The following is a 13,088-nucleotide window of genomic DNA, read 5'->3' on the forward strand; positions in this document are numbered from 1 at the left end:
AACGCGGAGCGTCCTTTGAGGCGTTCCCACGCAGAGCGTGGGAACGATCAAGCAAGATCAAAAGATCGCAGCCTTCGGCAGCTCCTACAAAATCCGTATTCCAAATAAAAGGCCTCGCAATTGCGAGGCCTTTTATTTGGGCTTGAATCGTGTCAACTGGCTGGCCTCATCCCTTGGGACAGTCCGAACATGAACAACAGCAGATCATGATCAGGCTGGGTCGCCACAGAAGCCTTGGCCACCCGTGGAACCGAACAATGAGCGTCGTTCCCGGACGCCCCTATGACCTGCATGCGCGGCTGCTCCCAGGCAGCCACCGCCAGTGAAGCAACTGCCAAGGCCCCGATCAGGAACAAACCTCGTGCAATTTCGAGTTTCATCGCTATAAACCTTTGATAGCGCTGCCAAACGCCGTCTCATAAAAGTAGACGAGTTTCTTCCAGTCGGCATCGCGGAACGACGAATGGCGACGCAGTTGCTTCATGTCATGCTGCGCGGCGCGATAGGGGGTCAGACGCTGGCGGCACTTCTCCAGATCGATCAACGCCACTTCAACCTTTGCCGCTTCGCCTTCGCCGGTGACCCGAACGAAAACGTGCTTGATGTAAATGCAGCTGTGCTGCCAGCGACCTTTGTGCATGCGCGCCAGGTTCTCGGCGAGGTCCTTGAGGACTTTCTCGTAAACCACCTCGCCACACTGATCGCGACCACCGGCAGCGGCCAACCAGTGTTCCAGTTCCTGGAAGCCATCGAGGGATTTGGTGACGAGCAGCGCGCGCCATTTGTGCTGCGGATCAGGCTGAGCGCCGCAAAAGACGATCTGCGGTACGCGCACGCCGAGTTTGCTAACGCCAGTCAGGGCGTCGAGTTCGCGCAATACGGTCGGGCGACCGAAGGGATGCAACCAACTGCGATAGATGTGCCCGGTCTGGCGCTTGGCGTACAAGAGTTGACCGTCACGGTCGACGATGCGCTGCACCCCGCTTTCGCCACCACGGCGCACATTGGGCTCTTCAACCCATTCGCCGCGTTGGTTCCAGTAATAATCGAAACGATCCTGGGGAGCGACATCCGCTTCAACCGCTGCTTGCACTGCCATCCTCTACCTCTTGCGTAATACGTAAACTCGCCACATCGCATAGAGCGGTATGAAGTCCAGTTGTTCCTGAATGCGGAAACCCGCCTGTTCAAATTCTTTCTCGATCGTCGCCGCCGGAATCAGAAACCGATTCTGGTAATCATGACTTGGCCGATCCCGCTCGGCACGCTTGCGCTTCCAGGCCTTGAAATTGCCGTCGACCCACAACGAAACAATCACGCTGTCGCGGGTCACCCGCTCGAACTCGCGCAGGATCACCCGGCGGTGCTCGGCCTCGCCGATGTGGTGCAACAGACGCATGCAAAAGATGCTGTCGACCGAGTTATCCGGCAGAGCGATATCGAATGCCGAGGTGTGCAGCGGTTGTACACGCTTGACCACCTCGGCCGGTTGTCCCTGCATCGCGGTCTTGATCATCGACTCGGAATTGTCCGCGCCGATGATCACCCGGTTGGGTTTCTCCGCGAGCATTGGCCAGAAACGCCCGGCACCGCAGGGCAGATCCAGCACCAGCCCGGGATCTCCCGCCAGCGCCAAGGCCTTGCGACCGACTTGCTCATCGCGCAGGTGCGACAGGCGGCGACCAAGGCTTTGCTGGTGCTTGCGCAGATATCGTTGTGCGTGTTGGTCGTCGTACTTTTCGGAAAAATCGAGCTTGATCGGGCCGGCCATCATCTGGACTCCTGTTCTGATGACGCCACCTTAAACAGCGGCGTGTCAGCGTCAGGTCATCCAATTGTGAAAAATCTGTCAGGTAAATCCGTAAATTATTACAACGTTATACAGGATTCAGACAGGTGTACGGGAGTAGCCTCGAGCCACTATTTGCTGGCATTCACGCCAAGATCTACCTCGAATCGGCAGCCATTGGGGTCCATCGTGCTCAAGCTGACCGTCCAGCCCTGGTTTTCGCAGATACGCTGCACCAGCGACAAACCCAGGCCCAGCCCTTCGCCACGCTTCTCGCTGCCGCGCACAAATGGCTCGAACATCGCCTCGCGTTTTTCCTCGGGAATGCCCACGCCCGAATCCTCAACGACGAAACCGTTGGCGGTGAGCGTCAGGCGAATGAAACCCTGTTCGGTGTAATGCAGTGCGTTACGCAGAAGGTTACCCATCACCGCGTTCAGCAAGGTCGCGTTGTAGCGAGTATCCGCTGGGGTGCCCGGCTCGAATATCAGTGTCAGCCCCTTGCGCTCGATCGGCTCACGCCACAGGCACAGCAGGCTCTCGGCCACTTGTGTGAGGTTCTGCTGGGGCGCCGCTGCGGCCTCTTCGTTCTGCGTGCGCGCCAGCATCAGGAAGGTCTGTACCAGTTCGCGCATCTCCTCGCTGGCCCGGGCAATGCGCTCGACCTGGGCGCGACCGCGCTGATCGATTCCGGGGTTTTCCAGCAGCAGTTCGCAGGAACTGGCCAGGACCATCAGCGGCGTGCGCAATTCATGGCTGACGTCGCTGGTGAACAGACGTTCGCGGGTCAGTGCCTGACGCAAGCGCCCCAAGGTGGCATCGAACGCCACCGCCAGTTCACCGACTTCATCCGCCGCGTAGTCCGGCGCCAAGGGCGGCGCCAGCCCGAGCAGCTGGTCGCGATGACGGACCTGCCGCGCCAGGCGCACCACCGGCGCCATCACCTTGCGCGCGAGCACCCAGCCAAGAAACACCGCCAGCGCCAGACTGAGCACGAAGCCCACCAGCACCACCGCAAACAGCACGCGCTCGCGCTCTTCGAAATCGCTCTGGTCCTGCAGCAAGACATAACGCCGACCATCCACCACTTCGACCATGGCGTGATAGGACAGCTGCTCGCGAAAGACCTCATGGAAACCGGCATCGAGGTGACGCAGATCCTTGGGCAGGTCAAAATCCCCCGGCCCGCCACTGAAGTAGAACAACTGATCCGGCTCGGGCCGATGGCTCCAGTCGGAGACATTGTCCATCAGCAGCAAACGTTGCAGGTCGCCGCCCAGCCCTGCGGAAATCAGTTTCTCTTCCACCAGGTGCACCGTCGCAACGATGCCCATGGCGAAAGCGCCGGCGACCAGTGCGCTCATCAGCGCAAAGGCGATGATGATCCGCTGGGAAAGACTCTGCTTAAACTCCATCTCGCCCCTCGGCCAAGCGATAACCGACACCGTGCACGGTGTGCAGCAGTGGCTTGGCGAATGGCTTGTCGATCACCTGGCGCAATTGGTGGACATGGCTGCGCAGGCTGTCGCTGTCCGGGCAGTCATCGCCCCACAGCGCTTCTTCAAGAATCTCCCGACGCAGCACGTGCGGGCTCTTCTGCATCAACACCGCGAGCAGCTTGAGGCCGACCGGGTTGAGCTTGAGCAGCTTGCCTTCGCGGGTCACTTCCAGGGTGTCGAGGTCGTAGCTCAGGTCACCGACCTGCAACGCCCGGCGACCGCCGCCCTGAGCACGGCGCATCACCGCTTCGACGCGGGCGGCCAGCTCGGACAGGGCAAACGGTTTGATCAGGTAATCGTCGGCGCCGGACTTGAAGCCTTGCAGCCGGTCGTCGAGTTGATCACGGGCGGTCAGCATGATCACCGGCGTGTCACGCCGGGCGTCTTCGCGCAGGCGTTTGCACAAGGTGTAGCCGTCGATGCCAGGCAGCATGATGTCAAGCACGATCAGATCGTAATGCTCGGTCGCCGCCAGATGCAGACCGGACAAGCCGTCTTGTGCGCAATCGACGGTATAGCCTTTCATGCCCAGGTAATCGGCCAGATTGGCCAGGATGTCGCGGTTGTCTTCGACCAGCAGAATTCGCATGGACATCTCCTCCGAACGGGGTAACGGCCGTCTTGGCCCGCGCAGCTTACGGCCAAGTGTGGCTCAGGGCTAGGGGCGTTTTTCGATAAACCTGCACTGCGCGCGCTGCGACGTTTTTTTCACTTTCGGTTAACAAATCGCCGACGCCAGCGCGCGCAGACTCCGCGCGATTACGCTCTCTCCTCCGTTCATCGACCAAGGAACCTGCCATGGTGTCGACCTCTGCCCTTCCCGCTGCAAGACCGCTCAACTGGTGGTTGTGTCTGGGCATTCCCGCAGCGGCGGCGATCATTCTGCTGTTGCTCGAACTGACCGATCTGGACATGGTTCTGGCGCAAATGTTCTACGACCCGGTCGCCGGGGATTTCATCGGACGGCACAGCTTTTTTCTTGAAGACATCCTGCATGACCGGGCGAAACAGCTGGTGATCGGCTTCTCGGTGTTTGCCATTCTGGGTTTCATCGGCGCGTTTTTCATCGAACGGCTGAAACCGTTCAAGCGTGAATTGGGCTGTCTGGTGCTGTCGCTGGGGCTGGCGACTTCGTTTGTTACTCCAGTCAAAGCCGTCACCGCCGTGCAGTGCCCATGGAGCCTGGAGCAATTCGGCGGTCACGAGACCTACAGCAAACTCATGGAACATCGCCCCGCCACGGACAAGCCGGGACGTTGCTGGCCGGGTGGCCATGCGGCGACCGGGTTCACCCTGTTTGCACTGTTCTTCGTGCTGCGCGACCGCCGTCCACGACTGGCGCGGCAGGCGTTTGTGTTCGCCTTTGCGCTGGGTTCGGTGTTCTCGATCAGTCGCATGATGCAAGGCGCGCACTTCTTTTCGCACAACGTGTGGACGGCGATTTTCTGCTGGCTGATTTGCCTGGGGGCTTATTACTGGGTGCTGTATCGCCCGGCTGGCAAGACTTCGACGGCGATGAACACACAGCCGATCAATGCCTGAAATAAAGCACCTGTGGGAGCGAGCCTGCTCGCGAATTGTCGGCTCAACTGGCTTGCATGTCGGATGACAGACCGCTTTCGCGAGCAGGCTCGCTCCCACAGGGGGATACCAGTGAGCTTCGAAATTGGGGTAATAAAAAACCCCGCTGACTTTCGCCAGCGGGGTTTCGCGTTACAGGGCCAGGGCTGGCTTACATCATGCCGCCCATGCCACCCATGCCGCCCATGTCTGGCATACCGCCGCCAGCTGCACCTTCTTTCTTCGGTGCGTCGGCAACCGCTGCTTCGGTGGTCAGGATCAGACCGCCGATCGAAGCTGCAGCTTGCAGAGCCGAACGGGTTACCTTGGTTGGGTCCAGGATACCCATTTCGATCATGTCGCCGTATTCGCCGGAAGCAGCGTTGTAACCGAAGTTACCTTTGCCGTTCTTCACTTCGTTGACGACGACGCTTGGCTCGTCACCGGAGTTGGCAGCGATCTGACGCAGCGGCGCTTCAACAGCGCGACGCAGCACAGCGATACCGACGTTCTGGTCAGCGTTGTCGCCGGTCAGCTCGGTCAGTGCTTCCAGAGCACGGATCAGCGCCACGCCACCGCCAGGTACCACGCCTTCTTCAACGGCTGCGCGGGTTGCGTGCAGGGCGTCTTCAACGCGGGCTTTCTTCTCTTTCATTTCAACTTCGGAACCAGCGCCAACCTTGATCACTGCAACGCCGCCGGACAGCTTGGCCAGACGCTCTTGCAGTTTTTCACGGTCGTAGTCCGAGGAAGTTTCGGCAACCTGGGCACGGATCTGGGCGATACGGCCTTCGATGTCTGCCTGCACGCCAGCACCGTCAACGATGATGGTGTTTTCCTTGGACAGGGTTACGCGCTTGGCGTTACCCAGGTGCTCCAGGGTGGTGCTTTCCAGGCTCAGACCGATCTCTTCGGAGATAACGGTACCGCCGGTCAGAACAGCGATGTCCTGCAGCATGGCCTTGCGACGGTCGCCGAAGCCCGGTGCCTTGACGGCAGCGACTTTGACGATGCCACGCATGTTGTTCACAACCAGAGTCGCCAGGGCTTCGCCTTCAACGTCTTCGGCCACGATCAGCAGTGGACGGCCGGCTTTGGCAACGGCTTCCAGCACTGGCAGCATTTCGCGGATGTTCGAGATCTTCTTGTCGACCAGCAGGATCAGCGGGCCGTCGAGCTCGGCAACCATGGTGTCCGGCTTGTTGACGAAGTATGGCGACAGGTAGCCACGGTCGAACTGCATGCCTTCTACAACCGACAGTTCGTTTTCCAGGCCCGAGCCTTCTTCAACGGTGATCACGCCTTCTTTACCGACTTTTTCCATGGCTTCGGCAATGATGTCGCCGATGGAGTTGTCGGAGTTGGCCGAGATGGTGCCGACCTGAGCGATGGCTTTGAAGTCAGCGCATGGCTTGGACAGGGCTTTGAGCTCTTTGACAATGGCGATGGTCGCCTTGTCGATGCCGCGCTTCAGGTCCATCGGGTTCATGCCGGCAGCGACGGCTTTCAGGCCTTCGTTGACGATCGACTGAGCCAGAACGGTAGCGGTGGTAGTGCCGTCACCAGCGTCATCGTTGGCACGGGAGGCAACGTCTTTGACCAGCTGCGCGCCCATGTTTTCGAAGCGGTCATCCAGTTCGATTTCTTTGGCGACGGAAACGCCGTCCTTGGTGATGGTCGGAGCGCCGAAGCTCTTCTCGATAACCACGTTACGGCCTTTCGGGCCCAGGGTCGCTTTTACCGCGTCAGCCAGAACGTTGACGCCTTTGAGCATCTTGGTGCGGGCGGCATCGCCGAACTTAACTTCTTTAGCAGCCATGATCGATATTCCTTAAATACTTTGTAGTAACGGGAAAATGAACGGGAGTATCAGCCTTCGATAACCGCGAGAATTTCGTTCTCGCTCATTACCAGCAGGTCTTCGCCATCGACTTTCACAGTGTTGCTGCCGGAGTAAGGACCGAACACAACCTTGTCGCCTTCCTTCACGGACAGTGCACGCACTTCACCGTTTTCCAGAGCTTTGCCCGGGCCTACAGCGAGAATCACACCGTGGTTGGCTTTTTCAGCAGCCGAACCTGGCAGGACGATACCGCCAGCGGTTTTCTTTTCTTCTTCGCTGCGACGGATGACGACGCGGTCATGCAGAGGACGAAGCTTCATTGTCGATCTCTCCTAATTGTGGTTTTCATCGGCCGGTGTAGTCCCGGCGGGTTTAACGAATCCGGCCTGCGCCGGTTGCGGTCCGTCGAGCGAACCGCGCAAGTCTGTCCGGTTTGAATACCGGAAACCTTTCGGTGACCGATACATAGGGGCGTACAAGCCGATTACAAGGGCTGGCGGAAAAAATTTTTCATCGCCACCCAGTAAAAAAGCGCCATAAACGAGCACGGCACCCGAGGGTGCCGTGTCGATGCTGATATCACTTGTTGTCGCGGTGTTCGAACTCGCCTTCGATCACATTCGGCTCTCGACCGAGCGGCTCGCGCGGGGCCGGGCCGCCACGGGGTTGCAGGTCGTCGGCGAAGGCGCGCTGACGCATGGCCTGATCTTCGGCGCGCTGGCGCATCTTGTTCGCCAGCAGACGACGGGTGACCGGCAACAGCATCACCAGACCGACGACGTCACTGATGAAGCCGGGAATGATCAACAGGCCACCGGCCAGTGCCAGCATCAGGCCTTCGAGCATGGTCTGCGCGGGCAACTCGCCGCGATTCAGGCTTTCCCGGGCACGCAATGCGGTGGCCAGACCGGCGACGCGCAGCACGAACACACCGAACATCGAGCCGAGAATGATCAGCAGCAGGGCCGGGAAGAACCCGATAGAGCCTGCCACTTTGACGAATACGAACAGCTCCAGCACTGGAAACAGCAGAAAGAGCAACAGAAAAGGGCGCATCAAAGTTTCCTCAACGCAAGAAATGCCTTGCAGTAAGCCCTAGATGACGTCGCCCTTGCGTGAATTCAAGCTTAACTTTGCGCTTTTTTCGGCCAGGACTGGGCGTGAGCCAGAGAAACCAAGGCCTCGCGCACTTGTGTCGGCGTATTACATGGCGCCGCGAAGGGCAACCAGTAGACGGCCTGACCGATGCGCAGGTGCATGCCCTCGCTGTCGATGCCGGCCAGTTGCGCCGGCGTGCTGTTGGGCAGCCCGGCCAGCTCGACGTAATGGGCGATGGCTTTGGCATGGTCGCTGTTCATGTGCTCGACCATGCTGATTTCAGCCTTGCCGGCGAACGGGTTGGCCAGGGTCAGATCGTCGATCCAGTGAATCGCGCCAAACCCGCCGATGTAGCGATGGCGCACCGGATCGAGCACCCAGAAATCGAAATCGTGGGCCTGGTGATAATTCTGCGAGTCGGGGAAATAGCGGTAGTAGCGTTCGGCGGCAGCCTCAATCGCTGCCGGTTCTGCGAGCTTCTGCGCTTCGGCCAGATAAGTCAGCCGCCCGACCGCCTGTACATCGTCGGCCTCGCGCTCGCCCACCAGCATCGAACACTTCGGATCTTTCTGCAGGTTATGCGTGTGCTGGGCGATGCGGCTGATCAGGATCAGCGGCCGGCCCTGCTCGTCCAGGCAATACGGCACAACCGAGCCAAAGGGAAAACCCGGCATCGATTTGGAGTGGGTCGACAGCACTCCACGGTATTCCTTGAGAAGCAATTCTCGGGCATTCTTCGCCACTTCAGCGCTCAATTTGTGACTCCTTAAATGGGTTCCGTCTAGAAAACGGACAGGCGCGCAGCGAAAAGTAACCGGCGCGCATCGGGCAAATGTTCGTGTGCTACCAGGCCTGACCGGTGCCGATCGAGCGTTGCCGACAACAAAAACAACTCAGACCTGCCAGCGGGACATGCGAATGCAACTCAACGACAAAGTAATCATTATCACCGGCGGTTGCCAGGGTTTGGGCCGTTCCATGGCCGAGTATTTCGCCGGCAAGGGCGCGAAGCTGGCCCTGGTCGATCTGAATCAGGAAAAACTCGACGACGCCGTGGCCGCCTGCAAAGCCAAAGGTGTCGAAGCGCGCAGCTACCTGTGCAACGTCGCCAATGAAGAACAGGTCGAGCACATGGTCGCGCAAGTGGCCGCAGACTTCGGCGCCATCCACGGCCTGATCAACAACGCCGGGATTCTGCGCGATGGTCTGCTGTTGAAGGTCAAGGACGGCGAGATGACCAAGATGAGCCTGGCGCAGTGGCAGGCGGTGATCGACGTCAACCTGACCGGCGTGTTTCTCTGCACCCGTGAAGTCGCAGCGAAGATGGTCGAGCTGAAGAACAGCGGCGCGATCATCAATATTTCGTCGATCTCCCGCGCAGGCAACGTCGGGCAGACCAACTACTCCGCAGCCAAGGCCGGCGTCGCAGCGGCGACCGTGACCTGGGCGAAGGAGCTGGCGCGTTACGGCATTCGCGTCGCGGGCATCGCACCGGGCTTCATCGAAACCGAAATGACTTTGGGCATGAAGCCGGAAGCGCTGGAGAAGATGACGTTGGGGATTCCGCTCAAGCGCATGGGCAAGCCCGAAGAGATCGCCCATTCGGCGGCGTATATCTTCGAGAACGACTACTACACCGGGCGGATTCTGGAGATGGATGGCGGGTTGCGTATCTAAGTCCCATTACACAAGCCAATGTGGGAGCGAGCCTGCTCGCGAAGGCGTCGTATCAGGCAACTGATGAGTTGGATGACACACCGCTTTCGCGAGCAGGCTCGCTCCCACAGGTTTTTCAGCGCTGCCGATGGATCAATCGTCGCTGATGGTGATATTCGGCATCGCCGGCGTGGCCGCTTCCTGCAAGACAATGCGCGCGCCGACGTGGCGGGCCAGTTCCTGATAGACCATGGCGATCTGGCTGTCCGGCTCGGCGATCACGGTTGGCTTGCCGCCATCGGCCTGTTCGCGGATCAGCATCGACAGCGGCAGCGAGGCCAGCAGTTCGACGCCGTACTGGGTCGCCAGTTTCTCGCCACCACCTTCACCGAACAGATGCTCGGCATGCCCGCAGTTCGAGCAGATGTGCACGGCCATGTTTTCCACCACGCCCAGCACCGGAATGTTGACCTTGCGGAACATTTCCACGCCTTTGCGTGCGTCGAGCAGTGCCAGATCCTGCGGCGTGGTGACGATCACCGCACCCGCCACCGGGACTTTCTGCGCCAGAGTCAGTTGAATGTCGCCGGTGCCTGGTGGCATGTCGATGACCAGATAATCCAGATCGCCCCACGCGGTTTGCGTGACCAGTTGCAGCAGCGCCCCGGAAACCATCGGCCCGCGCCAGACCATCGGCGTGTTGTCGTCGGTCAGGAAGGCCATCGACATGACTTCCACGCCGTGAGCCTTGAGCGGCACAAACCACTTCTGATCCTTGACCTCAGGACGGGTGCGCTCGGGAATGCCGAACATGATGCCCTGGCTCGGGCCGTAGATATCGGCGTCGAGGATGCCGACTTTGGCACCTTCCCGGGCCAGCGCCAGCGCGAGATTGGCAGCGGTGGTGGATTTGCCCACGCCGCCCTTGCCGGAAGCGACGGCGACGACGTTCTTGACGTTGGCCAGCCCGGGAATCTGCGCCTGGGCCTTGTGCGCGGCGATCACGCTGGTGACCTCGACACGGGCGATGACCACGCCGTCGAGGTTTTCGATGGCCAGTTGCAGCAATTGCGCCCAACCGCTCTTGAACAGTCCGGCGGCGTAGCCGATTTCCAGCTGCACATTGACGCGGTCACCGATGATCTCGATGTTTTTCACGCAACCGGCGCTGACCGGGTCCTGGTTCAGGTAAGGGTCGGTGTATTGGCTGAGGACGGCTTCCACCGCTGCGCGAGTGACGGCGCTCATGGGCAACTCCGATAACAAGACTGGAAAGAATGGCGGCTATCGTACGCTGGACACCGATTTGAGGCGAACAGATTACTTGCGCTGAAAAGCCACTGTGGTGAGGGGATTTATCCCCGTTCGGCTGCGCAGCAGTCGTAAAGCCATTGCACTCGGACTGTCTGATGCATCGAAGTTTGCGGTTTTGGGGCGGCTTCGCCACCCAGCGGGGATAAATCCCCTCGCCACAAGAGCTCTCAAAGTACCCAGTGGCGCAGGGGTGAAAAATATGCGCCGGCGCTTTATAGTGGCCGACCTCCGTTTCATCAAGTAGCGAAGCCCCATGTCCGAGCCACGCAAGATCCTCGTCACCAGCGCCCTGCCCTACGCCAATGGTTCGATTCACCTTGGCCACATGCTGGAATACATCCAGACCGATATGTGGGTGCGCTTCCAGAAGCATCGCGGCAACCAATGCATTTATGTCTGCGCCGACGACGCCCACGGTTCGGCGATCATGCTGCGCGCGGAAAAGGAAGGCATCACCCCGGAACAACTGATCGCCAACGTGCAGGCTGAACACAGCGCCGACTTTGCCGACTTCCTTGTCGATTTCGACAATTTCCACTCCACTCACGCCGAAGAAAACCGTGAGCTGTCGAGCCAGATCTACCTCAAGCTGCGTGACGCCGGGCATATCGCCCAGCGCTCGATCACCCAGTATTTCGACCCGGAAAAGAAAATGTTCCTGGCCGACCGCTTCATCAAGGGCACCTGCCCGAAATGCGGCACTGAAGACCAGTACGGTGACAACTGCGAAAAATGCGGTGCGACCTACGCGCCGACCGATCTGAAGGATCCGAAGTCGGCCATCTCCGGCGCCACCCCGGTGCTCAAGGATTCCCAGCACTTCTTCTTCAAGCTGCCGGATTTCCAGGAAATGCTTCAGGCCTGGACCCGCAGCGGCACCCTGCAGGACGCCGTGGCCAACAAGATCGCCGAATGGCTGGATGCCGGCCTGCAGCAGTGGGACATTTCCCGCGATGCGCCGTACTTCGGCTTCGAGATCCCGGGCGAGCCGGGCAAGTATTTCTACGTCTGGCTGGATGCGCCGATCGGTTACATGGCCAGCTTCAAGAACCTCTGCAACCGTACGCCGGAGCTGGACTTCGACGCGTTCTGGGGCAAGGACTCGACCGCCGAGCTGTATCACTTCATCGGCAAGGACATCGTCAATTTCCACGCGCTGTTCTGGCCAGCCATGCTCGAAGGCGCCGGCTACCGCAAGCCGACCGGCATCAACGTGCACGGCTACCTGACCGTCAACGGCCAGAAAATGTCCAAGTCGCGCGGCACCTTCATCAAGGCCCGCACTTATCTGGATCATCTGTCGCCGGAATACCTGCGCTACTACTACGCGGCCAAGCTTGGCCGTGGCGTCGACGACCTCGACCTGAACCTCGAAGACTTCGTGCAGAAGGTCAACTCCGACCTGGTCGGCAAAGTGGTCAACATCGCCAGCCGTTGCGCCGGGTTTATCCACAAGGGCAACGGCGGCCTGCTGGTCGGCAACAATGCCGCGCCGGAGCTGACCGAGGCTTTCCTCGCCGCCGCGCCGAGCATTGCCGACGCCTACGAGGCCCGCGACTTCGCCCGCGCCATGCGTGAAACCATGGCCCTGGCTGACCGTGCCAATGCGTGGATCGCCGACAAGGCGCCGTGGTCGCTGAACAAGCAGGAAGGCAAGCAGGATGAAGTCCAGGCGATCTGCGCCACCGGCATCAACCTGTTCCGCCAGTTGGTGATCTTCCTCAAACCGGTACTGCCGCTGCTGGCCGCAGATGCCGAGGCGTTCCTCAACGTTGCGCCGCTGACCTGGAATGACCACACCACCCTGCTGGCCAATCACCAGCTCAACGAATTCAAACCGTTGATGACCCGCATCGACCCGGTAAAAGTGCAAGCCATGACCGACGCATCGAAAGAAGACCTGACCGCCAGCCAGACCGACACCGGCGAAGCCAAGCCTGCGGGCAACGGCGAACTGGCCAAGGATCCGCTGTCGCCGGAAATCGATTTCGACGCCTTTGCCGCCATCGATTTGCGCGTTGCTTTGATCGTCAAGGCCGAACACGTCGAAGGCGCCGACAAGCTGCTGCGCCTGACCCTCGACATCGGTGACGAACAACGCAACGTGTTCTCCGGGATCAAGAGCGCGTATCCGGACCCGTCCAAGCTCGACGGTCGCCTGACCATGATGATTGCCAACCTCAAGCCACGGAAAATGAAGTTCGGTATTTCCGAAGGCATGGTGATGGCAGCCGGTCCCGGCGGCGAAGAGATCTACCTGCTGAGCCCGGACAGCGGCGCCAAGCCGGGTCAGCGCATCAAGTAAGAGGTTGCCGCAAAACGATCCCAC

The 13,088-nt window shown here is 59.9% G+C and carries 13 protein-coding genes; 3 read left to right on the forward strand and 10 right to left on the reverse strand.

Annotated elements, in window-relative coordinates; translation table 11 throughout:
- Window positions 1-152: 152 nt before the first annotated feature.
- The 5 genes from AC0Z5Z_RS24755 to colR all read right to left on the reverse strand — a co-directional run bounded on the left by AC0Z5Z_RS24755 (window position 153) and on the right by colR (window position 3,877).
- On the reverse strand, window positions 153-380 hold the full coding sequence (locus AC0Z5Z_RS24755) for a hypothetical protein (protein ID WP_041479852.1): 228 nt from the start codon (window positions 378-380) through the stop codon (window positions 153-155).
- 2 nt (window positions 381-382) lie between these two features.
- Window positions 383-1,099 (reverse strand): lipopolysaccharide kinase InaA family protein, encoded by a 717-nt coding sequence (locus AC0Z5Z_RS24760; protein ID WP_485611779.1) that lies wholly within the window; start codon window positions 1,097-1,099, stop codon window positions 383-385.
- Between the two features lie 3 nt (window positions 1,100-1,102).
- Window positions 1,103-1,771 carry a class I SAM-dependent methyltransferase gene (locus tag AC0Z5Z_RS24765; RefSeq protein ID WP_041480029.1) on the reverse strand — a complete coding sequence of 223 codons (669 nt, stop codon included), beginning with the start codon at window positions 1,769-1,771 and terminating at the stop codon, window positions 1,103-1,105.
- 149 nt (window positions 1,772-1,920) lie between these two features.
- Window positions 1,921-3,204, reverse strand: a complete 1,284-nt coding sequence (locus AC0Z5Z_RS24770; RefSeq protein WP_041479854.1) for a sensor histidine kinase — start codon at window positions 3,202-3,204, stop codon at window positions 1,921-1,923.
- Complete coding sequence (gene colR / locus AC0Z5Z_RS24775; RefSeq protein WP_016773421.1) at window positions 3,194-3,877, reverse strand: two-component system response regulator ColR; 684 nt, start codon at window positions 3,875-3,877, stop codon at window positions 3,194-3,196. Before colR ends, AC0Z5Z_RS24770 begins: the two co-directional genes overlap by 11 nt.
- A gap of 209 nt (window positions 3,878-4,086) precedes the next feature.
- Between colR and AC0Z5Z_RS24780 the strand changes: the two genes are divergently transcribed.
- Window positions 4,087-4,830 (forward strand): phosphatase PAP2 family protein, encoded by a 744-nt coding sequence (locus AC0Z5Z_RS24780; RefSeq protein ID WP_252886732.1) that lies wholly within the window; start codon window positions 4,087-4,089, stop codon window positions 4,828-4,830.
- Between the two features lie 190 nt (window positions 4,831-5,020).
- Here the strand turns inward: AC0Z5Z_RS24780 and groL are convergent, their stop codons facing one another.
- The 4 genes from groL to AC0Z5Z_RS24800 form a co-directional block, all read right to left on the reverse strand.
- A complete protein-coding gene (groL, locus tag AC0Z5Z_RS24785) occupies window positions 5,021-6,667 on the reverse strand; it encodes a chaperonin GroEL (protein WP_016773419.1) in 1,647 nt (548 codons plus the stop codon).
- 50 nt (window positions 6,668-6,717) lie between these two features.
- A complete protein-coding gene (locus tag AC0Z5Z_RS24790; RefSeq protein ID WP_007916610.1) occupies window positions 6,718-7,011 on the reverse strand; it encodes a co-chaperone GroES in 294 nt (97 codons plus the stop codon).
- Between the two features lie 259 nt (window positions 7,012-7,270).
- Complete coding sequence (locus AC0Z5Z_RS24795) at window positions 7,271-7,747, reverse strand: FxsA family protein (protein ID WP_016773418.1); 477 nt, start codon at window positions 7,745-7,747, stop codon at window positions 7,271-7,273.
- A gap of 71 nt (window positions 7,748-7,818) precedes the next feature.
- A complete protein-coding gene (locus tag AC0Z5Z_RS24800; RefSeq protein ID WP_095181796.1) occupies window positions 7,819-8,544 on the reverse strand; it encodes a HugZ family pyridoxamine 5'-phosphate oxidase in 726 nt (241 codons plus the stop codon).
- 163 nt (window positions 8,545-8,707) lie between these two features.
- On the opposite strand from AC0Z5Z_RS24800, the gene AC0Z5Z_RS24805 reads away from it, so the two are divergent.
- Window positions 8,708-9,466: an SDR family oxidoreductase gene (locus AC0Z5Z_RS24805; RefSeq protein ID WP_460059028.1), complete on the forward strand. Its 759-nt coding sequence runs from the start codon at window positions 8,708-8,710 to the stop codon at window positions 9,464-9,466.
- Window positions 9,467-9,598: 132 nt separating this feature from the next.
- Here the strand turns inward: AC0Z5Z_RS24805 and apbC are convergent, their stop codons facing one another.
- Window positions 9,599-10,693: an iron-sulfur cluster carrier protein ApbC gene (gene apbC, locus AC0Z5Z_RS24810; RefSeq protein WP_024014150.1), complete on the reverse strand. Its 1,095-nt coding sequence runs from the start codon at window positions 10,691-10,693 to the stop codon at window positions 9,599-9,601.
- 319 nt (window positions 10,694-11,012) lie between these two features.
- On the opposite strand from apbC, the gene metG reads away from it, so the two are divergent.
- On the forward strand, window positions 11,013-13,064 hold the full coding sequence (gene metG, locus AC0Z5Z_RS24815) for a methionine--tRNA ligase (RefSeq protein ID WP_310218117.1): 2,052 nt from the start codon (window positions 11,013-11,015) through the stop codon (window positions 13,062-13,064).
- Window positions 13,065-13,088 lie beyond the last annotated feature (24 nt).

It is taken from the genome of Pseudomonas sp. 1L-E-NC-VB-C3 (assembly GCF_057291535.1).

Bases quoted from the DNA above. Each gene is read 5' to 3' on its own strand.
- AC0Z5Z_RS24755 (WP_041479852.1), bottom strand. From the start codon at position 380: ATGAAACTCGAAATTGCACGAGGTTTGTTCCTGATCGGGGCCTTGGCA.
- AC0Z5Z_RS24760 (WP_485611779.1), bottom strand. From the start codon at position 1,099: ATGGCAGTGCAAGCAGCGGTTGAAGCGGATGTCGCTCCCCAGGATCGT.
- AC0Z5Z_RS24765 (WP_041480029.1), bottom strand. From the start codon at position 1,771: ATGGCCGGCCCGATCAAGCTCGATTTTTCCGAAAAGTACGACGACCAA.
- AC0Z5Z_RS24770 (WP_041479854.1), bottom strand. From the start codon at position 3,204: ATGGAGTTTAAGCAGAGTCTTTCCCAGCGGATCATCATCGCCTTTGCG.
- colR (WP_016773421.1), bottom strand. From the start codon at position 3,877: ATGCGAATTCTGCTGGTCGAAGACAACCGCGACATCCTGGCCAATCTG.
- AC0Z5Z_RS24780 (WP_252886732.1), top strand. From the start codon at position 4,087: ATGGTGTCGACCTCTGCCCTTCCCGCTGCAAGACCGCTCAACTGGTGG.
- groL (WP_016773419.1), bottom strand. From the start codon at position 6,667: ATGGCTGCTAAAGAAGTTAAGTTCGGCGATGCCGCCCGCACCAAGATG.
- AC0Z5Z_RS24790 (WP_007916610.1), bottom strand. From the start codon at position 7,011: ATGAAGCTTCGTCCTCTGCATGACCGCGTCGTCATCCGTCGCAGCGAA.
- AC0Z5Z_RS24795 (WP_016773418.1), bottom strand. From the start codon at position 7,747: ATGCGCCCTTTTCTGTTGCTCTTTCTGCTGTTTCCAGTGCTGGAGCTG.
- AC0Z5Z_RS24805 (WP_460059028.1), top strand. From the start codon at position 8,708: ATGCAACTCAACGACAAAGTAATCATTATCACCGGCGGTTGCCAGGGT.
- apbC (WP_024014150.1), bottom strand. From the start codon at position 10,693: ATGAGCGCCGTCACTCGCGCAGCGGTGGAAGCCGTCCTCAGCCAATAC.
- metG (WP_310218117.1), top strand. From the start codon at position 11,013: ATGTCCGAGCCACGCAAGATCCTCGTCACCAGCGCCCTGCCCTACGCC.